Annotated in this window: 18 protein-coding genes; 9 read left to right on the forward strand and 9 right to left on the reverse strand. The window is 39.9% G+C overall.

Translation table 11 applies throughout. The annotated features are described in order from the left end of the window. Positions 1-268 precede the first annotated feature (268 nt). Both ACTJKN_RS15630 and ACTJKN_RS15635 read right to left on the reverse strand, forming a co-directional pair. Entirely contained in the window at positions 269-1,039 is a 771-nt protein-coding gene (locus tag ACTJKN_RS15630; RefSeq protein ID WP_440826422.1) for a response regulator, read from the reverse strand. Next, positions 1,032-4,193, reverse strand: a complete 3,162-nt coding sequence (locus ACTJKN_RS15635) for a ligand-binding sensor domain-containing protein (protein WP_440826424.1) — start codon at positions 4,191-4,193, stop codon at positions 1,032-1,034. The genes ACTJKN_RS15630 and ACTJKN_RS15635 overlap by 8 nt, the downstream gene beginning before the upstream one ends. A gap of 203 nt (positions 4,194-4,396) precedes the next feature. Between ACTJKN_RS15635 and ACTJKN_RS15640 the strand changes: the two genes are divergently transcribed. The 3 genes from ACTJKN_RS15640 (at position 4,397) to ACTJKN_RS15650 (ending at position 7,661) form a co-directional block, all read left to right on the forward strand. Then, the gene (locus ACTJKN_RS15640; protein ID WP_440826426.1) at positions 4,397-5,236 is read left to right on the forward strand and encodes an alpha/beta fold hydrolase; all 840 of its coding nucleotides are present in this window, start codon (positions 4,397-4,399) and stop codon (positions 5,234-5,236) included. 686 nt (positions 5,237-5,922) lie between these two features. Next, on the forward strand, positions 5,923-6,693 hold the full coding sequence (locus tag ACTJKN_RS15645) for an SDR family NAD(P)-dependent oxidoreductase (RefSeq protein ID WP_440826428.1): 771 nt from the start codon (positions 5,923-5,925) through the stop codon (positions 6,691-6,693). Positions 6,694-6,767: 74 nt separating this feature from the next. Next, the gene (locus ACTJKN_RS15650; RefSeq protein ID WP_440826430.1) at positions 6,768-7,661 is read left to right on the forward strand and encodes a helix-turn-helix domain-containing protein; all 894 of its coding nucleotides are present in this window, start codon (positions 6,768-6,770) and stop codon (positions 7,659-7,661) included. 351 nt (positions 7,662-8,012) lie between these two features. Here ACTJKN_RS15650 and ACTJKN_RS15655 read toward each other — a convergent pair whose 3' ends face one another. Continuing rightward, positions 8,013-8,942, reverse strand: coding sequence for an alpha/beta fold hydrolase (locus ACTJKN_RS15655; RefSeq protein WP_440826432.1), 930 nt, complete (start codon positions 8,940-8,942; stop codon positions 8,013-8,015). Between the two features lie 158 nt (positions 8,943-9,100). Here ACTJKN_RS15655 and ACTJKN_RS15660 point away from each other — a divergent pair, with 158 nt between their 5' ends. After that, on the forward strand, positions 9,101-9,451 hold the full coding sequence (locus ACTJKN_RS15660; RefSeq protein WP_440826434.1) for a winged helix-turn-helix transcriptional regulator: 351 nt from the start codon (positions 9,101-9,103) through the stop codon (positions 9,449-9,451). 257 nt (positions 9,452-9,708) lie between these two features. Here the strand turns inward: ACTJKN_RS15660 and ACTJKN_RS15665 are convergent, their stop codons facing one another. Further along, positions 9,709-10,110, reverse strand: coding sequence for a winged helix-turn-helix transcriptional regulator (locus tag ACTJKN_RS15665; RefSeq protein ID WP_440826436.1), 402 nt, complete (start codon positions 10,108-10,110; stop codon positions 9,709-9,711). Between the two features lie 88 nt (positions 10,111-10,198). On the opposite strand from ACTJKN_RS15665, the gene ACTJKN_RS15670 reads away from it, so the two are divergent. The 3 genes from ACTJKN_RS15670 to ACTJKN_RS15680 are packed head-to-tail and all read left to right on the forward strand — an operon-like array spanning position 10,199 to position 12,479. Beyond that, entirely contained in the window at positions 10,199-10,951 is a 753-nt protein-coding gene (locus ACTJKN_RS15670; RefSeq protein ID WP_440826437.1) for an SDR family NAD(P)-dependent oxidoreductase, read from the forward strand. Positions 10,952-10,964: 13 nt separating this feature from the next. After that, a complete protein-coding gene (locus ACTJKN_RS15675; RefSeq protein WP_440826439.1) occupies positions 10,965-11,717 on the forward strand; it encodes an SDR family NAD(P)-dependent oxidoreductase in 753 nt (250 codons plus the stop codon). 15 nt (positions 11,718-11,732) lie between these two features. Continuing rightward, a complete protein-coding gene (locus ACTJKN_RS15680; RefSeq protein ID WP_440826441.1) occupies positions 11,733-12,479 on the forward strand; it encodes an SDR family NAD(P)-dependent oxidoreductase in 747 nt (248 codons plus the stop codon). Positions 12,480-12,569: 90 nt separating this feature from the next. On the opposite strand, the gene ACTJKN_RS15685 is transcribed toward ACTJKN_RS15680, so the two are convergent. Next, the gene (locus ACTJKN_RS15685) at positions 12,570-12,818 is read right to left on the reverse strand and encodes a hypothetical protein (RefSeq protein WP_440826442.1); all 249 of its coding nucleotides are present in this window, start codon (positions 12,816-12,818) and stop codon (positions 12,570-12,572) included. A 337-nt stretch (positions 12,819-13,155) separates the two neighbouring features. On the opposite strand from ACTJKN_RS15685, the gene ACTJKN_RS15690 reads away from it, so the two are divergent. Together ACTJKN_RS15690 and ACTJKN_RS15695 are read left to right on the forward strand one after the other, a co-directional pair. Continuing rightward, positions 13,156-13,737 (forward strand): outer membrane beta-barrel protein, encoded by a 582-nt coding sequence (locus tag ACTJKN_RS15690; RefSeq protein WP_440826444.1) that lies wholly within the window; start codon positions 13,156-13,158, stop codon positions 13,735-13,737. 769 nt (positions 13,738-14,506) lie between these two features. Next, positions 14,507-15,265 (forward strand): helix-turn-helix domain-containing protein, encoded by a 759-nt coding sequence (locus ACTJKN_RS15695; RefSeq protein WP_440826446.1) that lies wholly within the window; start codon positions 14,507-14,509, stop codon positions 15,263-15,265. Positions 15,266-15,825: 560 nt separating this feature from the next. Here ACTJKN_RS15695 and ACTJKN_RS15700 read toward each other — a convergent pair. From ACTJKN_RS15700 to ACTJKN_RS15715, 4 genes are read right to left on the reverse strand one after another with little or no spacing between them, the layout of a single operon-like run. Beyond that, positions 15,826-16,971: a cellulase family glycosylhydrolase gene (locus tag ACTJKN_RS15700; protein WP_440826448.1), complete on the reverse strand. Its 1,146-nt coding sequence runs from the start codon at positions 16,969-16,971 to the stop codon at positions 15,826-15,828. Between the two features lie 21 nt (positions 16,972-16,992). Continuing rightward, on the reverse strand, positions 16,993-18,180 hold the full coding sequence (locus ACTJKN_RS15705) for a sialidase family protein (RefSeq protein ID WP_440826450.1): 1,188 nt from the start codon (positions 18,178-18,180) through the stop codon (positions 16,993-16,995). An 11-nt stretch (positions 18,181-18,191) separates the two neighbouring features. Further along, positions 18,192-19,718, reverse strand: a complete 1,527-nt coding sequence (locus ACTJKN_RS15710; RefSeq protein ID WP_440826452.1) for a RagB/SusD family nutrient uptake outer membrane protein — start codon at positions 19,716-19,718, stop codon at positions 18,192-18,194. 10 nt (positions 19,719-19,728) lie between these two features. Further along, positions 19,729-22,776, reverse strand: a complete 3,048-nt coding sequence (locus tag ACTJKN_RS15715; protein WP_440826455.1) for a SusC/RagA family TonB-linked outer membrane protein — start codon at positions 22,774-22,776, stop codon at positions 19,729-19,731. Positions 22,777-22,881 lie beyond the last annotated feature (105 nt).

Below are 22,881 nucleotides of genomic sequence, written 5' to 3' on the forward strand. Positions count from 1 at the left end.
TATTAGGCCTTATGTGTCAGGTTTTCAGAGATTTTTAGGGAAAACGATTGACGCTATAATAATAAATTACGGAGTGGAATAACTTTCTCATAAAGTGCCGTGATGCAAGCGGGTTGCAACATTCTATTTGGTTTGAGGTACTAAAATAGCTGGCATGCCCGAACTTTGGATATCCGGAAGACAGGTTGGGACAATACTTAGCGAAATTGGGACAAAATCAATAAGTTTGTTGTTTAAATTACTTGCAAGTCAGAAGGAACGATCTAGCCTATTCCTTATCAGCCGGTTTTTCTCTAATATATTGTGAAGGTGTTTTCCCAAAATGTTTTAAAAAATTCTGCCCAAAATGTGCCTGGGACGAAAAGCCCACCTTTTCAGCTATTTCATAAATTTTCAGGTTTCCCTGTTCAAGAAATTCTGCTGCCTTTTTTAATCTTATAGTATTAATCAGTTCGTTAGGGGTAATTGCGGAAAGAGTGTTAATCCTTCGGTAAAGTGAAGAGCGGCTCATATTCAGCAGTTCAGCCAGAAGATCGACATCAAGGTCTAAATTGCCAAGGTTGGCCGATATCGTAAGATTGATCCTGTATAAAAATTTTTCATCTTCTGCACTAAGCTTTCCTGAGGCAAGTCCTGCTGGTGCTGTTTCAAAATGCAGTTTGATTTTACTTCGGTTAGAGAGCAGGTTTGCGATCTGGACTTGCAGGTGTTCTGGTGAAAAGGGCTTTTCTATATAAGCATCTGCCCCAAGCTCCAGGCCGGTGATTTTAGCCTTCAATGTATTTTTGGCCGTAAGCAGTATAATGGGGATGTGATTGAAATTAACATCTGATTTTACCAACCTACAGAAGCCAAATCCGTCCATTTCAGGCATCATTACATCACTTATAATCAATTCAATACCGTTAAATTTGACAATCCCTAATGCTTCCCTCCCATTTGTAGCAGTATAAATATTATAGTCTGCCTTTAAGTCGTTTTGGATGAACAATAGCATATCCTCATTATCGTCAACCAAAAGTATAGTCGGTTTATTCATGGTTTATTGTTTTAACGTTAAATTCAATTTCTTGATGAATGGGTAGTAGAAGTTGAAAAGTATTGATTTTCTTTTCAGATGGCAGTAATGACAGGCTACCCCTGTGAAGTATCGCCAAGGACCGGGAAAGCGGAAGCCCAAGACCGGTGCCAATAGATTTTTGAGATGAATTGAGCCTATAAAATGTTTCAAATATTTCTTCGGCCTTTTCCTGGGGAATTAATTGTCCATCATTTTTTACCTGCACGCCAAATACTTCTGCATTTTTTTCTGGAGTAAGAAGATGGATTGAAACTTTACTTGTGGAATACTTGATTGCATTATCAATCAGATTACTGATAATTTTCACAAAAACTTCCCTGTCAATGTAAGCCTCTAGAATTTGTGAAGGTAAAATAATTTGGTAATCTATATCCCGTTGCTCAGCCACATCCAAGAAACGTACAAAGATACTTTCGAGCAGAACATTTATATCTGTACAAACAAAATTCAGGTCATATCCCTTAATCTCTGTTTTACGAAAATCCAGCAATTGATTGGTAAGCTCTAAAAGACGGTTTGCATTTTTTTCCATAATTGTCAGGTTGAAATGTATCGAGGGGACATTCTTTGCTTCTTTGATTACCCTTTCCATAGGAGCGATTATGAGACTGAGCGGGGTACGTATCTCGTGGGCTACATTTGTAAAGAACGAGATTTTGGATTCGTAAACCTCTTTCTCCTGCTTTGATTTTAGTAGCTCAATTTTTCGCTTATGGCGGTTATCAACCTTCCTTTTGTAACTTCGAAACCAAAATAGGACAATTAGGATACCTATAGCAATATAAATACTATAAGCCCATTTATCAGCCCAAAAAGGCGGAGAAATAATAATAGTAAGATTTTTTGATTCAGGACTCCAGGCTCCAGTATAATTAGCAGATTTAAAACTGAATTGGTAACTTCCTGGTGCCACCCTGGTAAAATAAACCCTTCTATTACTTTTTAATAAAGTCCATCGGTTATCCAGTCCCTCCAGCCGGTAACGGTAGTGCGTTGTTTGCGGAGAAGTATAACTCAGAGATGCAAAATCGATGCTAAATGAGGATTGCGAATAATTCAAATGAATGGTATCGGTTAATAAAATGGATTTTCTGAGAGGCGAACCGGGAGTATGGAGTGTGATCTCCTTATTATCAATTTGAAAGCCTGTCAGATAGTTTGGCGAAGTATACCTTTTGGTAACGACGAAAGGGAAAAAGCTGATCAGCCCCTTTACACTTCCAAAATAAAGGCGTCCGGAAAAATCTTTGAAAAAAGAGCGGTAATTAAACTGATCGCTTAACAATCCGTTTGCTGTTGTGAATACCTCGAAGTTTTCCGAACTAGGATTAAGGCAAACCAGGCCTTTTGAAGTACTGATCCATAAACGGTAATATTTATCGGGCAATACTCCATAAATAACATCGCTCGGTAGTCCAGTTACCACACCGTATTTCCTTAAATGCTGCCTGTTTTTTTGAAATCTGTAAAGCCCTTTTTCTGTACCAAACCATAGATCATGATCTCGATCTTCATAAACAGAGTTAATCCTTCCATCCAGCAGTACCTCTCTCCGTATCTTCCGGTCATAAATTCTTCCGGATGATCGTGTAGTTGCACTATATTTATAGACTCCATTATTGTAGGTTCCAGCCCACATATTGTGCGAAGAATCTTCATAAATTTCAGTGTAAAAAAGATCTGGAAATCCACTAAATGGGCGAAAACTATGCGTTTTCAAATCATAAATATGGATTCCCCGGCCGGTTGCCAACCAAATATGACCATTACTAGCGCGGAATATCCTGTAAATAAAATTACTTTTTAATCCAGATGATTTCTCTCCGGCATCAAAGTGCCGGATAATTTTACCCGTCGATATACGAAAGAGGTCCAGTCCGTTTTCGAAAGTCCCCACCCAAAGTGTATCTCCGGTAACCAGCAGTCCATGGATATTACTGCTGGATAGCCCACTTGGTTTGTTTGAGGCACCAAAGCTGGTAAAAGTGCCTTTTGGATTTAACCGATTAAGCCCTCCGTCTTCAGTGCCGATCCAAAGGTTACCTTTATTGTCCTGTTGGATTTCCCGAACTGCGTTTCCACTGATTGCGTTGCTTCCCGGCTTAGGGAAATATTTCTCGAAAGCAGCATATTCTGTTGCATATCGGTTAACTCCTCCAAAGTAGGTTCCAACCCATATCCCATCTTCTTTATCTTTGCATAAAGTATAGATAGCGTTATCAGAAAGGGAAAATGGATCGCCATATTTTTTTTTAAGATGAACGTAACTGCCTTTGCCCAACTGGTAAATAAAAATCCCTGATTCGGCGGCAATCCAGTATTCATCATTTTTATAATTGATAATATCCCTTGCAAATACTGGAGAAGAATCTTCATTTTTTATAGAAAGATCCCGATAGTTTCCCGTTTTAGTATTGAAAAGTTTTAAGCCCTGTTTTACCGTACTTACCAATAATTGATCTTTGCCGGCGGCAAAAATACGCTCAATAAATTTGGAGGCTACAGGCCTGGATATCCTGAAGACTGATTTCCTCCCATTAGGCTTATCTATCAGTTCATAATTAATAATCTCACCTAAACTATTTGCGATCCATATCTGCTTTCCAACGATACATATCGAGGTGGTATGAAAATATTTTTCATGGGAATATACCTGGCATTGACGAGTTGGGACATTATATCTATATAATGTGAGGCCTGCGATAAACCAAATATTGTCGTTCTGATCTGACTTAATCTCCCTAATTTCTTCCATAGGTGCCTCAGCCAGCTTTCTAAAGGTTTCGTCAACTGGATCATAAATATATAAGCCCCTATCTGTCCCGACCCAGATCTTTCCATTTCGGTCCTCATGCAGAGAGTGGATAAAGTTTCCTCCTAAACTATTTATATCGTTCGGATTGTTCCTAAATATTTTGAACTGATATCCGTTGAACCGATTAAGCCCATCTTTTGTCCCTAGCCACAGAAAACCATTCTTATCCTGCAGACTGCAAATAACTGAGTTGTTCGATAAGCCATTTTCAACTTGATAGTTTTTAAAATAAAAAGGTTGAGCAATAGCGCATCTTGCTACGGTTAAAAACAAAAATATGGTCAGATAAAATTTCATTGAAATATGTAAAACTAACTTAGTAAATCTGAAGCTATTCTTAGTCAGCAAGGAAAAGGAGCGGCTATAAATTTCAAAGACAGCATGCGGTGCTTATCTGTTTTTTGTGCAAGATATAGAAATGATCCTTACAGAAAATTAACTTAAGTGAAAAAATAGATTTTTAATACTGCCCAGATTTGCATCAAATAATAAAGATAGATATGAAAACAGTATTAAGAAAAAACATAGCCAGACCGCTTGTTTATTCATTTTTAGCCGGTATTATGTGCCTTTTAGCGTTTACCGGCTGTAAAAAAGATGGTGATACAACATTACCTCAACCTAAAACCTTTGTGTTTGTACATGGAGCATTTCAGGCACCTTATGCATGGCAGTTTGTAAAAGCCCGTTTAGAGGCATCTGGTCATAAAGTAGTTATCGTTGAATTGCCGGGTCATGGTCAGGATCAAACTCCACCGGCATCCATCAGTATTAACACTTACCGTGACAAAGTAATTTCAACGATAAAGGCAATCAACGGACCAGTAGTGCTGGTTGGCCATAGCCTTGGTGGAGCGATCATAACCGCAGTCGCCGATGAAATACCAAGTCATATCGAAAAACTGGTATACCTGGCAGGGTTTGTTCCCGCGGATAAGCAATCTATATTCGATTTGACTTCGATGGATCCTAACTCACAGTTCGGCCCCGCCCTGACCCTTTCTGCCGATGGAGTTTTGGCCAGTATCGCTAATGATAAAATCATGGGTGTTTTTGCACAGGACGGCAATGAGCAGGTTAAAAAGCTGTTGATCGATAACAATAGACCTGAACCAATAGCCCCACAAGCAGATAAGGTATTTTTAAAAAATCCTGATTTCGCCCAAATTCCAAAATATTACATCTTTACAAAACAGGACCATGCGATCACAATTGATCTGCAAAAGAAAATGGTGGCTACAGCAGGGATCAAAAATGTATTTACAGTGGATTCTGGTCATTGTCCGATGCTCACTAAACCAGATGAAGTGACAGCAGATCTTATTCAAATAATCAATTAAGAAGTAAAACCTTTACAAATGGCAAAGCCACGACCGTCGATTTAAATGAATTGATTCCGCGCTTTTGCAATTAGCGCCGCAATTGGAGAAATTTTTTTCGAGGCAATGGAAAGGGTTAAGTCAATATTTGAATGATTACTGTGGGGCACAAATCAAATCAGTGTCCCGCAGTATTTACTGCTAGCCCTTTCGACAACCGCTTCTCAGTTCATGCTTGAAGCGTAAGTTAAATCTTGCAGGGATGGCATTTCTTACCTATCCTGCAGCGAATTAACTATAAAAATTCAGTGAAATGGCATAGATCTCATCATACTTTCTCTTTAACCTTTACCATACTTCAGTGGGCATTGAAACACAAAGAGGAACTGAGGCCATGATAGCACTCCAAATAAATTATCATCGCCTACGGATACTTCTGTAACCATGATCCTGAAATTACATTAACATATGACTATGCTAGGGTGGGAGATATTTTTTTTGATCCTGAGGGCTAAACGTATTCCACGTCCCTTTCCTTCGTACATTCGAATGGTTCAGTATAATTTTATATGCTAAAATGATCAAAGGATCAGTGCCAAAATTTAGCATCGGATATCAATAAGTGAGATGTATAAGTATTTCCGTAAAAAATGCAAATAATACCGCCAGGGTTGTTAGATCTTTGTATGTACTAAAATAATAATAACATGACTACAGAGAATGAACAACCAAAAAAAATTTTATTGGTAACCGGGGGAAGCCGCGGAATCGGTAGAAGTATTGCTTTGAATGCAGCAAAACGGGGACTTGGAGTTATATTAACATATAATACCCAGGCCCATAATGCACAGGAGGTTATAGATGATATTAATGGAAAAGGAGGTAAGGCAATTGCACTACATCTAGATACAGGTGATTTTGCATCCTTCGATGGTTTTGTACAAAAGGTATCAGCGGTGTTACGTGAAGAATGGAACCGTGAAAATTTCGATTACCTGGTAAACAATGCAGGTATCGGGCAGAGGTCTCTAATCCAGGATACAACAGAAGAAATTTTTGACCAGCTGGTAAATGTCAACCTCAAAGGTGTATTCTTTTTAACCAAAAATCTGATACCAGTGATTATTGATGGTGGACAGATCATAAATATCTCATCAGGCCTTGCACGTTTCGCATTCCCTGGCTCGGCAGTATATAGTGCTTTGAAAGCAGCTTTAGAGGGTCTGACCAGATATTTCGCTAAAGAATTTGCCAGTCGCAAAATCCGTGTGAACAGCGTTGCACCAGGAGCAATCGACACAGAGTTTGGTGGTGGAAAGGGCAACGAGGAACAACGAAAACAAATTGCAGCAGCAGCGGCACTTGGCCGTCTTGGAGACGCGGATGACATCGGGCTTTTTGTTTCCTCAATGCTTTCGGATGACAGTAGGTTTGTCAATGCCCAGCGCATCGAAGTAGGCGGAGGAATCATGATCTAGTAAGTAATGCACCAATTAACTCCGGAGTTTTGGTGCATTATTTTTATCTTTATAAATGGAAGCATAACATAGGCATGGAATATTTTGATATTAACTCAGTTGCGGAGCTGCATAATTTCTTTAGGTATACGAAACCCCTTCATCCGCTTATAACTATTATTGATATGGGACTTGTTGACCGAACGCACAGGAAACCTGATGTGGGTTATAGGCTAGGCCTCTACAGTATAACATTGAAAAAAGTAGATGGCAATTTTAAATACGGGCGCACTAACATAGATTTTGCTGACGGCACCCTCCTATTTACAGCCCCTGATCAGATTCTTTTTTCTGACCCTGGTAACAAAGTAGAAGGATGGGGGCTTTTTATACATCCGGACCTTTTGAACGCAACGGCGAAAGGCAGGGAATTGACCGAATATTCCTTTTTCGGATATGATTTTAATGAGGGGCTGCATGTTTCTGATTCAGAAACAAAAGTGATTGAAGTAAGTCTCCAGAACATAGCATCCGAGATCTCCGGTACCCTAGACGATCATTCCCACCATCTTATATTGGCGAACTTGGAGCTTATACTATCTTACGCCGCGAGGTTTTACGGCCGCCAGTTTATGACCCGAATAAAACCATCAAACGATTTATTGGAAAGATTTGACCGGCTACTTACAGAATATTTCAAGAAAGATTCATTGTTCCAGCCGGGGCTGCCAGATGGGAAATATTTCGCCGACAGGTTAGGACTGTCAACAAACTACCTCTCAGATTTATTGGTAAAATATACGGGAAAATCTACCCAGACACACATGCATTTAAAGCTGATCGATAAAGCAAAACACTTATTATGGAGTACCGGTCATTCTATAAGTGAAATAGCTTTCGATCTCGGCTTTGAACACCCTTCCCATTTCACAAAATTGTTTAAAAATAAAACAGCCTATTCTCCCAAAGCATATCGCGCGCTTAACTGAATTTCAGAAATTTATTCCTTTCCTACCGCTTTAATACCATACAGCCTGTACCCAGTAGTAGGAAAAAGGCTTCGTATGACAGTTAAAGGCTCCCTGTCTGGTTGTCGATCGATAATCTGTAAATAGGAGTTTCCTTATTAACCCTAAGTAGTAGGACCTCGCGCGAAGTTGTTCCAAAGTACATTGGTTTCTAGTTGCCTGCTGAATAAACATTTTCTCCTTTACAAGCTATTGGAGAAAGGAGAAAATGCTTTTAACCTTTGTTAATATTGTACTCAGATATCTAGATGCTCAGCTTAATTGTGCATAGCTGATCTTATGCTGTAAAAGGATTTTAACCTAGAAAAAATCTTATTTGATTTGTTGCAAAAACCCTTGAAGTGCGTTCAAAACTTCCAACGGACTTTCTTCTGCTACGAAATGGCCGCCGGGAACCTCTTTACCTATACAACCAGGAATGAATGTACGTTTCCATACAGAGAGGGGATCTTCCCCCAATGACCCTAAAAAATCTTTACCCCATATCACAATAGCTGGACAGGTAATCTTTTTCCCATGATGAAAATCCTCTAAATCATGTTCAAGGTCAATTCCTGCTCCTGCTCGATAATCTTCAGCAAAAGCGTAAACCTTAGCCGGATTGATCCAGCTTGCCCTATATTGTGCCATTGCCCTCGGATTAAACATATCTATTGCAAAATCTTCATTGTGGCCGGTGACCATTATGGAAATATTTTCTTCAGTGAGATAGGCTTCCGCAAGCGGAGAAGGCTGCGCCATCTTCCTCCAATGTGGTATAAAAGCTGGATCTGATTCAATCCATTCCCAGAGTACGAAGGTTGGTAAATTATCCAAGATGGCAAGGGAGGTAATCCGTTCAGGAATATCTAATGCCAGCCGGTAACCGATAAGCGCCCCCCTATCATGGCCGATGACTGAAAATTTATCGTAGCCGAGGCTATTCATAATTTCAATACAATCTTTCCCCATATTTCTTTTAGAATACCCAATACTTCTATCGCCCCCATCTGATACAGATGTCGCACCGTACCCTTTTAAGTCCAAACAGATCACCCGGTATTTCTTAGAAAGTTCAGGTGCGATATGATGCCATATTGCATGTGTCTGTGGAAAGCCATGCAAAAGCAAAAGCGGCGGTGCCGTTCGACCACCTCCCATTCTCATAAAATAATCTACATCACCAATGGATACTATTTTGGTTTCAAACCATGGGAAAAGGTCCTGCTGTATTTCGGTATTTAAATTTTCTTCTGTATTCATATCTATTGATTTTAAAGTAAACAGGCTCCAACGTAATCATCAGAATAGGATGGAGAAATAACAATTTTTAGGTGTTGATATTAGTTTCCAAATTTAAGTCCATACCTTTACATTTAAAAGTACGGTTAAAGTTGTTAGGTACTAACATAATTGTAAGTATGAAAAAAGAAAATTCAACCAATTCCATAAATGAAAAAGGTTTAAAAGAAAAATGTGGAATCACCTACGCAATAAGTCTGATTGGTGGCAGGTGGAAGCCAACAATATTATGGAATCTCACCTTGAAAGATAAGCTTCGATACAACGAATTAAGAAAAATAATCCCATGCGCTACTGAAAGGATGCTGGTTTTGCAATTGCGCGAATTAGAAGCTGATGGCTTGGTCGAGCGCATAATATATCCGGTCGTACCACCAAAAGTAGAATACCAACTAAGCGATAAAGGTAAATCATTAAAGGCCGTATTAGAGACAATCACCAGCTGGGGCGAGCGTGAACTACAGCAATAAACGGGTTAGACATTAAAACCATATCTATGATTTCAAATGCCAAATGAAGATTAACAGGCTCACCTGAACATTGCACTGACTATAGATTATTCTTAAATTCATTTACATAATTAATGATCTGTTATGTGTTACCTAAGGACCCTAGCGAGTGCTATTCGACGATTTGAAAAATTATTTAATTACTTAAGTGCTTCGCCAAATTCATTTATATGCTTACAAAGCTGACAAAGTTTTTTCTAAACATCTATTCTAATAAATTAAATTAAGAGTTTAGTTTCTACACTTTTCTTCTTTTGAATTTTCCTATCTCCCCATTCTTTTAAATGAGTGATAAATGGAATGAGTTCCAATCCAGTTTCCGACAAAGAATATTCCACCATAGGCGGTACTTGAGGATACACTTTTCTAATAATCAAATCGTCCTTTTCCAGTTCCCTGAGCGTTTGTGTTAACATTTTAGTGGTTACATCTGCTAAAATTCTTCCCAACTCTCCAAAACGTATAATTTTATGTTCATTTAAAGACCATAAAATCCTGCCCTTATATTTCCCCCCAATTCTTCTAAATGCATAATCAACCGAGCAAGTAGGTGAATCAGAACATTTTCTCGTCATTTTTCCCATCACAGCTATATTAACAATTTGATAATCAGCATACATACTTTTTAGTAGCTAGGCTACAAATAAGTAGGTACTTTCTACAAATATATATACAATATAAATTTGTGACCAACTAAAATTTAAGCAAATGACATTTAAATTAAAAGACAAGGTTGCTATAGTAACTGGGGCATCAAAAGGAATCGGCGCAGGTATCGCCAAAGCATATGCAATAGAGGGCGCTAAAGTTGTTGTGAACTACGCCAAAGACAAAATAAGAGCTGAAAAAGTTGTTAATCATATTATTGAACTTGGCGGAAAAGCAATAGCCGTTCAAGCCGATGTATCAAAACCGGCAGAAGTTGAAAGATTGTTTGTTGAAGCTGTTAGGGCATTTGATAAAGTGGATATCCTTGTCAACAATGCTGGCGTTTATGATGTGGTTATGCTCGAAGCGCTGACTATAGATGTCCTGCGGGATAATATAAATACAAATCTGATCGGCACTATTCTCTGTGCGCAAAAAGCTGTTGAGTTAATGGAAAATGTTGGTGGTAATATTATTAATATTAGTTCTACGGTAAGTTTAAATCCTATACCCGGCACACTGATTTATGCGGCCACAAAAGCGGCTGTAGACAACGTAACCAAAGTACTTGCGAAGGAGCTGGGATCAAAAAATATCAGGGTTAATACGATATCGCCTGGGATAACCGAAACAGAAGGATCTCATGAGCAGGGATTTATGGGCGGTGAATGGGAAGCGCAACTAGTGGCTCAGGTTCCTCTAGGCAGGATAGGACAGCCGGAAGATATAGCGAAAGTTGCCGTTTTCTTAGCCTCCGATGAAGCTGGATGGGTTACAGGTGAAAGAATTCAAGTAGCAGGCGGTCAAGTTTAAATTCTATAGTGGAATGAAATTATTATTGGAAGACAAAGTCGCGGTCATTACAGGATCGTCTCAGGGTATTGGTGCGGGAATAGCAAGGGCATTTGCTAGGCAGGGTGCAAAGGTTGTCATAAATTATATCTCCAATCATCTTAAGGCAGATCAGCTTGTGGATGAGATTGCTGCACATGGAGGAAAAGCAGTCGCAGTCAAGGCTAATATCTCTGACCCATTAGATATTGAGAGGCTTTTTAAAGAGGCAGTCGATACATTCGGAAAGGTGGATATTCTCGTCAATAATGCGGGCATTTTGGAATTCGAACTACTTGAATCCATAACTCATGAAAATATGCAGGCCCAAATCAATACCAATTTGATAGGAACCATCCTTTCTACCAAAAAAGCTGCAGAATTAATGGTAAATGATGGTGGAAGTATCATCAACATCAGTGCAACTACAAGTATTAATCCTTTACCTGGAACACTTGTGTTTTCTGCGACGAAAGCTGCAATTGATAATATAACTAAAGTACTCTCAAAAGAATTGGGCAAAAAAAATATTAGGGTCAATACAATTGCGCCTGGAATGACCGAAACAGACGGTTCACATGAAAAAGGCATCATGGGCAGCGAGCTCGAAAAGCAAAATATTCAACTCACTCCCTTAGGCCGCATAGCCCAACCTCTAGATATTGCTAAAGTAGCAGTTTTTTTAGCTTCGGATAATGCATCATGGGTAACAGGAGAAAGAATCCAGGTTTCTGGTGGACAGTTATAAAATAAAATAATTATTATGAAATTAAAAGACAAAGTAGCGGTCATTACGGGATCGTCAAAAGGTATCGGCGCTGGAATTGCAAAAGAATACGCCAGAGAAGGTGCTAAGGTAGTGGTAAATTACTCATCAAGTAAAGAATACGCAGACCGTGTAGTTGAAGAGATTATCCAAAATGGTGGAACAGCCATAGCTGTACAAGCAGATATTTCAAAGATTGCTGATATAAAAAGACTTTTCGAGGAGGTTAATAAAGCTTATGGCCGGTTAGATATCTTAGTCAATAACGCAAGTGTCTGGAGGTATGAAATGTTAGAGGATGTTAGTGAAGAAACCTTTCAGTTGCAGGTAACTACAGGCCTAATGGCACATATTTTTTGCGCGCAACAAGCCGTAGCTCTGTTCGGCGAAAATGGTGGAAATATTATCAATTTAAGTTCGACTATCAGTTTGAACCCTATCCCAGGCACATTGATTTACTGCGCTGTTAAAGCAGGAGTTGATAGTATAGCAAAAACATTGGCAAAAGAACTTGGTCCTAAAAACATCAGAGTAAATACAATTGCTCCTGGCATGACAGAATCAGAAGGATCGACTGCAGATGGTAGGCCTGGAAGTGCGATGGAAAAATTCTTCCTTGATCAGACACCCTTAGGCAGGATCGGCCTTCCAATAGATATTGCAAAAGTTGCAGTTTTTCTAGCTTCTGAAGATGCCGGCTGGGTGACTGGAGAGAGAATCACTGTTGCTGGAGGTTTATTGTAATTGATTAATCTTTTAAATGTTTTTATGGTGATGAAGTTTAGAGAGACTATTTATAGTAAATTATCTCTCTAAACTGCTTTAGACAACAGTTCAATAAACAGCACCATTCGATACAGGTAATATTACCTGGAATTTATAATTCAAACCAAAGACCATTAAAGCTATAAAAAGCTTTGCTAGAAATTGAAGCTCAACTGTTAGGAATACTCCAGCAAGAGTTTCATTTAAAGGGATTATCGGCTGAACAGTCAACAATAGCCCTCTAAGCTCGTTAAAAATATACTTCCAAAAACGAACAGCAACCACCTTAGCATACTTTACGGGTAGGTTCTGGTTCATTTCAATTTAGCATCCATAATATTGTGATGTACTTCGGATTGTGGCGATTTATGGTCCACGAATAAGCGAATAATATAAACCTATATTTTCTAAAACAGGTCAGATCAAAAAATGCAAACATGCTATAAGAACCAAAATCGATTTAAGGAGAAATTGGTTCATCTTTCCGAAGTTTTGGGATTGATCAACATCATCGGTGAGCCTACCTTTGAATTATCAAATCAGATAAAATGTTCTCTTAAAGGTTCAGTGTTCAGCTTGACAATTATGTTCAATAACCGACCAAGCCTTAGAAAGAGATCTATTTTATCATATACAGTTAACAAAAATTAATAAAATGAAAACATCACTTAAAATTAGTGCAATTGCACTTTCATTAACCGCTCTATTTACATTGAATGTTAAAGCACAAGACAACAGAGGTACAGAACCTACAAAAACTACTAATAGCTCAAGAATAAAGCTTAGTGTTGGTCCGGACCTGGCTTTACCAGTTGGCGGATTAAGCAATGCCTATAGCGTAGGTTTCGGTGGATCAGTGCAGGCTGACTTCCCTGTAGTTAAAGATCAATTATTTATCACAGTGAATGCAGGCTACCTAAACTTTTTCAAGGACAATTCGAACGTGGGAAATGATTTACAGCTTATTCCTGTGAAAGCTGGTCTAAAATACTTCCCTGTTAAAAACTTTTACCTACAAGGAGAGGCGGGAGCTTCTTTCCTGGCCAATAAATCAGACATTGGTGCTACCAATTCTGCTTCTTTTGTGTATGCACCGCAAATTGGCTATCAATTTGGTCTTGGCGGAAGCAACTACCTTGATGCGGGCGTTCGTTTTGAAGGAAATTCAAAATTTACTGATCTTGGAAAAAGTAATAACTTCTTTGGTCTAAGGGTTGCTTACTCATTCGGACTTTAGGTTAATTAATTATATTAGCGAGGCCTTTCCACTTTGGAAAGGCTTTTTCTTTGTCTGGCTTTAATCTTCGAAAATCCTATTAATTAAGAGAATCATATTATTTTTTGGATTTCTATTCAAATGAGCCACTATCTCTGTTTCAGAAGCAATATCTTCTCAAACAAACCACACTGCCGGTAGAAGTCTTCAGTTCTGATATAGAGATATCTTTCTCCTCTGTTGCGCTCGATCTAGCTGCTGTTCTAGAATTATCACTATAACACCCACCACAGGAAACAATTAGAACGAGTGCTGGAAGCGTAGAGTGATCTTTATGCCTTCTACCTTACGGCGCGGTTTAGATATCTACAGAATATCAATACAAATGAGCTCTAAATGGATGGATTTTGTAGAAAAATATTAATAAAACAACATTCACCCCAATGTTTAGAATCTTATAAGCGGCAACCATCTAACTAAAAAACAAAACATTATAAAGAGCTTTGTTGACAATATACGGACGCGAATATGAGATTCGCCAAACGGATCTAACATTTATCTTTTATTGATTTGCAGAAAAATAAAAGTACCACAATTGACAAGATTTACTAAAGAGCTTATTGAAGATAAGTTCACATACAAAACTGATCTGCAAGTTAATAACAACGAGCATTTTTTGAATTCGGGACTCTTATCCCCTAGTCTCAGGGTTAACCTTATATCGCCCAGCGGTATCCATCAAATTATGGAAGAGGATCGGTATAAGCTACTGTTTTGCATTCGAGGGAGCATGAGGCTTCGCTCAGATGTTAGCAACTTCGAGCTTTTGCCCAATCAGTTGCAATTTCTGCGGCCGGACCAGGGACTGCACCTGATCGCTTACGACAAAGCGACCGAATATTATAAAATCGATTTTTCGAAAGATTTTTTATCTCAGGGTATGTTGAAGGAAACCTTAATAGAGAACCTGTTCAATACCTCAAGGGAGATGTATCCGCTTTATGTACCAATATTCAAACTTAATGTAGAGCGCGGGCAGGTCATGCGAAAAATGTTTGAACGGATTCAGATCGAGTTCAATAGCGACCAACCAATGCATGAACAGATGATCCGGTTATTGTTTATGGAGATGGTACTGGAGATTATCCGGAGCGATGAACATTTTGTAGACCTGTTAGCAATGCGTATTGACCATAGCCGAAACAAACAGTTGACAAATAAGTTTACCGCGCTAGTCAATCTACACTTTGACAAATATAAGAGTGTCCAGAGATATGCCGATATGCTGTTCGTTACGGCAAAACATCTGAGTGAGGTCGTTAAGGAAGAAACCGGCCTTACTGCACTAAATGTGATCCACAACAAAGTCTTCGCCGAGGCACGTTCTATGCTCTGTAGAACAGAGCTCTCAATCAAGGAGATTTCCGACAGGCTTGACTTCGACACAGGTTCTCATTTCAGTCGATTTATCAAACAGTGCTCTGGCTACAACCCCAGCGATTATCGTAAGATACAGTGTTCCATTGACGACCGGAGTTACCTCTCATAGGACATACTGATTAGCAGAAAGTAGGTTAATTATATTGACATTAGTAGATCCTAACAATTAGTTTTTTCTTGATGTAATAAATATTAAACTGATTTTGTGTAATGGAAATTTAGCCGTCACAAAAATAAAGATCTGACCATTGAAACGAGCGAGATTTAGCTCGTCCCTCATAAGTCAAACAAAACACTTACTAACTAATGGATGGTTATAACAATATATTAAAAGACCTATCTATTTTCCCTAGTACCTAAAAGCCTTTTTCCTTCCTTTTCTACAGCGAATCTGAATTTATCAAAAGTATTTTCTGGATCAGACGCCCTAGGCAGGATCGGCCTTTCAATAAATATTGCTAAAGTCGTTGTATTCCTTGCTTCTGAAGATTTGGGTGGGTGACCGGAGAGAGAATTGAAGTTACTGGAGGTTAATTGTAATCAGTTAATCTTTCTAAAATGCATTAAAATAAATGCATTTTAGAAAGATTATTAAAATCATATTAGTGTGATACTACCATAAATAACAATTCAGTAAAGAGCTCTTACTTTGTAGTCAGTATTCGCATTTCAATTTTTCTGCCTATTCTGCGTCATTAATAAAATAATATCCTTCTCATCTTGATTATATGGCGTTCCGTCTGTTCGCAAGATTTCGTGAAACCAGACAGGGGGCGGCGAACTGTAATTTTTCGTCCAGGAATCCCAAGGGTATTTGGTCTGGGTTTTACCATCAACGAAGCCCCAATTGATCATTCCCACGTTATACTTTTTTGCAACAGGAAGAAAACCAGCGAAAGTACTACCGTTTGGCCTAGCCATATATTCTGTACAGACAAGGGGCTTTCCGTATCTTGAAAGCCATTTTATGCGTTTTTCAAATTCAGCAGGACTGTCGTAGTTATGGAAAGTTATGATATCGCTCTGTTCTAGTTGAAGTTTTTCGATGGGCTTCATTTTTGTAGCATCGGACCAATCGCCAACCCAAACACCTGAAGTCAGGGGCTGTGAGGGATTTACGGCACGGGCCCAGCTAAATACTTTTTTAAGCAGCGGCAATACGAGAGCTACCTTGTTAGGTAGTTCTACTTTTTCATAGGATGGACCAGTCATATTATCGGGTTCATTCCACAGATCCCAACCGAGAATCCTTTCATCGTTGGCGAATCCTTTGATAGTTCCCTTTACGTATTTCTCCAGCCTAGGATACTCAAGGGAATCCTTTAGTGCCAGTTGCCCGGGACTTTGAACCCAACCGGAATTATGTTTGAAAGGCATTGGTTCCCTCTGTTTGCCAAGTTTATAAAAAGGGTCCCAGCAAGAGTCAAAAATCACTAGGAGTGGCTTTATTTTATGTTTCTGCGCAATAGTCAAAAAAGTATCAATACGTCTAAGAAAACCAACCGAATCTTGCTGATACAGTGCATCATGAAGATACACCCGCACGGTATTCATACCCAAGCCGCTTGCCCATCCAAGCTCCCTGTCAATGGTAACGGTATCAAATGTTTCTGCCTGCCACATTTCCAATTGGTTGATGGCATTACTGGGGATAAAATTGGCCCCAATCAGCCATGGCTGTTTTTTATACCAATTGTTAGCCTGCTGATTAGTCCATATTGCTCGGGGCGTTTCAGCCTTTTTCTTTTCTCCCGAACAGGCCAAAAATACGCCGAGGCACAATATTAGGGCATAGGAAAATATTTTTTTCTGCATAATCTATAAGTATTAATATTATTAATTTGTGCTCTTGATAACAGTTCCTTTGATCATCCATACTTCTGTAGCATTAGCGTATGCATTGGTACTGGTTATGGCAAGTACACTGCCATCATTTAGCACAGTTAAACTGTTCCATAAACATGATTTATTATTGGGAATCAGAAAGGGCACAGATTTACTCTTAAAATTCTGACCCCTCTCATCCCCAATCACAACTTTCATATCGGCAAAATTCAGGTCATTTGTACGGTCCTCTGTTCCTTGGTAGGAAAGTAAGGTTTCTCCTGTTCTCAGTTGCCTGATAAATGGGGCGCCTGCGTACAGCTCATCACCTATTCTATCTGCTAATGCATAATTTCTGTTTGCACTTTCTGCCCCGATTGTAACTGCCCAGTTTTCCAGCAGGCTATTTCTCAGCACATATGGCTTAAATGTATTAATTGCATTATCTTCAATAGAGATCAGGATATCTTTTCCATCCTTTAATAGAAGTGGTACCGGCATCCCATCTCTTTTCCCAGGCCTGAAGCTGACAATTTCGGGAACTGCAGTCCAACTCCCGGCATTGTCCTTTGATCTGAGCATTGAAATATTCTGTTCATTGGAATTAGTATATGGCCCTTCGTTGGCGAAGTACATCTGTATCTCCCCACTTGGTAGTTGAAGGGCAGAAGGTTCCCAACAACCATTTTCGAACTGGTATCCCGCTTCATACAAAAGTTTTTCATTTTCCCAGCTCTGTCCACCATTAATGCTCTGTTTAACCAGAATCCCAAATTTTCTGGAAGGAGCAATATCGTATGGTCTGGCATTATAAAAGACTAGAATTTTGTTGTCCTTTAACAGCAATAGATCTGGAACGCTCGTATTCGATCCATTGGCACGCGGGGCAATAACCGTTGCCGAAGACCAGGTATTACCCCCATCAGCGCTCTTAACCGATACAATACTACCATCAGCTTCATATACTGCAAGCAATGATGCATCAGCTAACTGTATTATTCTTGCATATCCTGAATAACGAGCATTCAATGCTGGTGATGAAACCCTTCTTCTGCTGTTCTGGTCCCAACTAATTGATATCGTTTCCTGTTTGGCCACGGGAACCTCGGGAACAGGTTTGCCTCCCTTTGAACAACCTGAGCAATAGGTAATGGCTAAAATATTAATCAGCAGCAGTCTAATAAAGTTGTGATGTATCATTAAAATATGTATTAGTAATTTGGATTTTGTTTAAGATTTCTATTGTTCTCCACCTCGATCTGTGGCAAGGGAAGACGGATGTGCTTACCGGGAACAAAGTTATTGAAATCCGGATCGCGCTGAGCTACTTTTGAAACGCCGGCCTGGGTTTCTAAATCTCCCCAGCGTTTTAAGTCTGCCCATCGTACACTTTCTCCACAAAGTTCAAGTGCCCTTTCCATTTTTAAACGTTCCCTAAAAAGTGACTGATCATTTCCAATCCCAGGATAAGCTGTTGCCAGGGGTGCAAGATTAACCCGTTGCCTTACCCTGTTTACATACTGATAAGCTACAGCAGTCTGTCCAAGTTCGTTATTTGCCTCGGCGTACATTAAAAGAATATCTGCAAAACGGATCATTCGGGTGTTCACCTGGCTGAAATAATCCTCGTTGGTCCGTATATAATCCCGCGAATATTTTCTGAACCATGCTTCATCAGCATCCCATTGCCAGCTTCTTCCATAAGTTTTATCACCGAAATCGGCTTCAAGGCCAGGGTAAAATAGGCTATATCTTAAACGGGGATCAATCTTACCATCTAAAGTCTTTTCTTTTTTGAATTCAGCAACCATCCAGTTCCGAGCCTGACCGTCGGACCATCCAATAGATCTCGGTGCAAAAAACTGGGCCCTGTTATTGCCCATATTTGAACTTGGGCCATCTCCCTCAGCCGTTTTATTGGCATCAGAAAACTGGATTTCAAAAACAGATTCCTTGTTATTTTCATTCTCCGCCCGGAAGTTATCCTTATAATCCACCAGATCATAAAAACCTGCACCTGCACCGGTAATCAGATAATCAAAAGCTGTTTTTGCCTCGGCCCATTTGCGTTGCTGCATATAGGTTTTACCAAGCAGGGCAAATGCAGCACCTTTTGTAGGCCGTCCGATATCATTTCCGTTCCACTGCGCTGGCAGAACGGCTGCTGCTTCTGAAAGGTCTTTTTCTACCTGTGCCCAAACCTGTGCAAGGCTACTCTGTTGGGGCATATCTGTAGGACTTTGAATTGTTGTAACAATTGGAAAATTTTCCCACAATAGTGCTGCATAATAATAATACAAACCACGCAAAAACTTAGCTTCAGCCAAAATCTGTGCTTTTTTATTCTGGTCCGCAAAGGGTATTTCAGGTACATATGTGAGTACCTGGTTGCACCTGAAGATGGCTTTATAAGTATCGCGGTAGCTTACCTGGTTGCCTTCAAAAAAATTATAGTTGATATACTGAAAGCGTGTCCAATCAGCCAGTTCGATCCAGGGGCTTTTGCTAAAACCTTCGTCGGAAGTCAAATCCAAACGAAAATAAATCCACCTTGACCAACCACCGGGCTGATAGAACATATGATAAATGGCATTTACACCTTTTTGAGCATCTGATTCTGTTTTCCAGAACTGCTCCTGGGTCAGCGTATTCGGATTATCCTGATCGAGCAGGCTTTTTTTACAGGACGATATTACAAAGGTTCCTGTTATCAGTAGAGTTAATAATATTTTTTTCATGTTCATTATTTTAAAATCCAAACTGTAAACCAACTGAAACCATTCGAAGATTTGGGAATGCGCCAAAGTCAAAACCTTTTTCAAAAATGCTGTTGTTGCTGAATTCTGGATCAAGTCCTGTGTATTTGGTGATCGTGATCAGGTTCTGCCCGGATACGCTGATCTGTGCATTCCGGAAACCGATCTTTTTCATCATTTTTTCTGGAACATTATAGGATATGCCAATATACTTTAAACGCGCAAAACTTCCATTTTCCAGCCAACGGTCTGTATCTCCCCTCGAATTGATCGTGCTTCCATAATAGGCCCTTGGCACATCGGTGTTCGTGTTTTGTGGTGTCCATGGCTGTATACCTGCGCGATAATTGCTGTTATCAGAAAAGGCATCAGTAACGCTTCTTGGTCCGTTAAATACGGTTGAACCAAAAGAACCGAACCAGTCCATGTTAAATGAAAAGTTCTTATATGAAGCATTCAAATTCAGTCCTATTTCGTAATCAGCCCAGGGACTGCCAACCACTAACTTATCAGAATTATTGATCTCGCCATCTCCATTGTTGTCTTTGAAACGGATATCTCCAGGTTGGGCAGTAGGCTGGATAACTTTGCCAGCGGCATTTTTGTAACCGGCCACTTCCTGCGCAGTCTGGAATAACCCATCGGTTTGCAATACATACCACATGCCTATGGGCTGCCCCACTTCGGTTACGGTGTTGCCTACAAAAGTTCTGTTTTTACCATAGCCAAGATCAAGTACCTTATTACGTAAAGTGGTCAGGTTTGCAGTTGCCCCATATTTAAAGGCATTTTTATTTTCCTGATAAGAAACGGTAAATTCAAATCCTTTATTTCCCAGGGTCGCACCGTTCACATAAGGATTGCCGCCATCATTTCCTGTAGAGAGGAGCAAGGGATACTGCAAGAGTACATCTTTGGTTTTTGAAATAAAATATTCTGCGCTGATGGTCAGTTTATTTTTAAGGAAGGCGGCATCCAGTCCATAATTCTGTTGGGTAACCTCTTCCCATCTCAGATCCGGATTGGCCAGTTTTACTTGTGTCGCTCCTGGAAGCACGGTTTGTCCGGGGCCCAGTACGATCGTTGGGAAAGTGTTTATAAAAGCAATATAATCGTATGGTCCGATATTGCTGCTTCCAAGTGTTCCATAGTTGGCTCGTAATTTAAGATCGTCTATCCATGAAGCTTTAAAAAAATCTTCCTTACTGATCCTCCATGCACCGGATATTGACGGAAAGACACCAAACTTGTGGTCCTTACCAAATCTTGAAACACCATCAGTCCTAACTACCCCATTCAAAAGATATTTATCGGCATAGTTATATTCAAATCTTCCAAAATAGGAAATTAGATCGGTGCGGTTCTTGAAACCACCGGTCTGTGGTTCATTTCCCTGATCAAGTACGTCATAATATCCTCCGGAGGGATTTGCCAGAATATTCCTTTTGGTGCCCCATATCTGGGCATATTTGTCTCTTTGATAGGATTGACCCGCTAACACATTTAGTTTGTGCTTACCAAAGTCTTTATCAAAGGACAGCGTGTTTTCAATCAATACCGTCGAAGACTCGCCCCTGTTTTCATTAATAATTGCAGGATCAAACGCCTGGTTGAGTGTCCAGTTTCCTGGCTTTCTTAAATAGGAATAATGGTCTCGGCTGGTTTCATACCCAACATTGATTTTATATTTCAATGAGGGCAAGATCTGCAGTTCTGAAAACAGATTACCACGTATCCTTAAATTTTCATTTGTTCTATCCTCAAGGTCAGCAATTGCAACCGGGTTGGTACCAAATGTCCTTGCACGAGCCTCGTCACCGTAACCGTATCCACCTGGGTTTGCCGGATTGTAAACAGGGATTGTCGGAAGCAGGCGGACTACACTCACGATAGGATTGCCGGACATTTCATCGGCTTTGGCATTACTTATCGCAAGGTTCTCACCGATAGTGAATATTCCCTTTGTTGTTTTTGTATTAACCCTGAAGTTTACGCGGTCGAAACCGGTACTGATTACCGCACCTTTATTTGTAAAATAGCCCCCGGATATGAAATAACTGTTGTCTTTTCCACCACCTGAAAAACTAAGTGAATAATCCTGTACCATCCCGGTTCTGTAAGTTTCATCCTGCCAGTCGGTATTCACAGACAAATCAAGATTCTGCTTTTTAACATTTGCATTGTCGTAGGCCATATTGTTAAGCGTTGCGAATTCGCTGGTCTCTGCAAGTGAATATCTGGGGATAGTCTGAAATGTAGTTTTTGCCGAAACGTCGATTTTTGTCGGCCCCTCTGCCCCTTTTTTAGTGGTAATAATGATAACCCCATTTGCTGCACGTGTTCCGTATATTGCGGCGGCTGACGCATCCTTAAGAATCTGTATAGATTCTATATCCGCGGGATTGAAATCGCGGTTTGCAGTGGTAACCAGTCCGTCAATGACATATAATGGATTTGTACCTGAAAAATTCTTCAGCCCGCGTATCTGGATCTGCGCTTCGGAACCTGGCTGCCCGCCACTCCTCACTCGGATCCCTGTTGCAAGTCCCTGAAGGGATTCTGCAACTGTGGTAGCCTGTCGTTTTTTAACATCTGAGGCCTTCACTACTGATACCGCTCCTGTAAGATCCTGTTTTCGCTGTGTACCGTAACCAACCACCACTACTTCATTTAAGTCCGAAGTAGATTCCAACATGGTCACCTCTAGTACTTGGTTGCCGACAGCTGGAAGTTCCTGGGTCTGGTATCCAATAAATGAAAAAACAAGCACTGCTTTTGATGTGCCTGAAAGTGCAATCATAAACTTACCGTTGCCATCAGTAAGAGTAGAAACCTTTGTACCTTTTATCTGCACCCCTACTCCTGCAAGTGGGCCGCTGGAATCTCTAACAAGACCGGTAATTTTTTCCTGCGCCTGAACACTTATTGTTAAGCTGATCAATAGCACGATTAGGACAACTTTAAAAATTCGATCCTTGATCTTCAAGATCGATTTGGGAGGGATATTGGTGTCCCTGCCTTGTGGAAGCTTTTTGTTCATACACTATAAGTTTATATTTGGTAGTGCTAAATAAGGTGATACATTTAGATACTTTAGTTCAATTTATGTTCATTACGTATCAATTATCATCTTTAAAGCCCGTTT

This window comes from Pedobacter sp. 22163 (genome assembly GCF_052045595.1).
Lineage (GTDB): Bacteria > Bacteroidota > Bacteroidia > Sphingobacteriales > Sphingobacteriaceae > Pedobacter.

Coding starts and splice junctions, on each gene's coding strand:
- ACTJKN_RS15630 (WP_440826422.1), bottom strand. CDS start 1,039: ATGAATAAACCGACTATACTTTTGGTTGACGATAATGAGGATATGCTA.
- ACTJKN_RS15635 (WP_440826424.1), bottom strand. CDS start 4,193: ATGAAATTTTATCTGACCATATTTTTGTTTTTAACCGTAGCAAGATGC.
- ACTJKN_RS15640 (WP_440826426.1), top strand. CDS start 4,397: ATGAAAACAGTATTAAGAAAAAACATAGCCAGACCGCTTGTTTATTCA.
- ACTJKN_RS15645 (WP_440826428.1), top strand. CDS start 5,923: ATGACTACAGAGAATGAACAACCAAAAAAAATTTTATTGGTAACCGGG.
- ACTJKN_RS15650 (WP_440826430.1), top strand. CDS start 6,768: ATGGAATATTTTGATATTAACTCAGTTGCGGAGCTGCATAATTTCTTT.
- ACTJKN_RS15655 (WP_440826432.1), bottom strand. CDS start 8,942: ATGAATACAGAAGAAAATTTAAATACCGAAATACAGCAGGACCTTTTC.
- ACTJKN_RS15660 (WP_440826434.1), top strand. CDS start 9,101: ATGAAAAAAGAAAATTCAACCAATTCCATAAATGAAAAAGGTTTAAAA.
- ACTJKN_RS15665 (WP_440826436.1), bottom strand. CDS start 10,110: ATGTATGCTGATTATCAAATTGTTAATATAGCTGTGATGGGAAAAATG.
- ACTJKN_RS15670 (WP_440826437.1), top strand. CDS start 10,199: ATGACATTTAAATTAAAAGACAAGGTTGCTATAGTAACTGGGGCATCA.
- ACTJKN_RS15675 (WP_440826439.1), top strand. CDS start 10,965: ATGAAATTATTATTGGAAGACAAAGTCGCGGTCATTACAGGATCGTCT.
- ACTJKN_RS15680 (WP_440826441.1), top strand. CDS start 11,733: ATGAAATTAAAAGACAAAGTAGCGGTCATTACGGGATCGTCAAAAGGT.
- ACTJKN_RS15685 (WP_440826442.1), bottom strand. CDS start 12,818: ATGAACCAGAACCTACCCGTAAAGTATGCTAAGGTGGTTGCTGTTCGT.
- ACTJKN_RS15690 (WP_440826444.1), top strand. CDS start 13,156: ATGAAAACATCACTTAAAATTAGTGCAATTGCACTTTCATTAACCGCT.
- ACTJKN_RS15695 (WP_440826446.1), top strand. CDS start 14,507: ATGAGGCTTCGCTCAGATGTTAGCAACTTCGAGCTTTTGCCCAATCAG.
- ACTJKN_RS15700 (WP_440826448.1), bottom strand. CDS start 16,971: ATGCAGAAAAAAATATTTTCCTATGCCCTAATATTGTGCCTCGGCGTA.
- ACTJKN_RS15705 (WP_440826450.1), bottom strand. CDS start 18,180: ATGATACATCACAACTTTATTAGACTGCTGCTGATTAATATTTTAGCC.
- ACTJKN_RS15710 (WP_440826452.1), bottom strand. CDS start 19,718: ATGAAAAAAATATTATTAACTCTACTGATAACAGGAACCTTTGTAATA.
- ACTJKN_RS15715 (WP_440826455.1), bottom strand. CDS start 22,776: ATGAACAAAAAGCTTCCACAAGGCAGGGACACCAATATCCCTCCCAAA.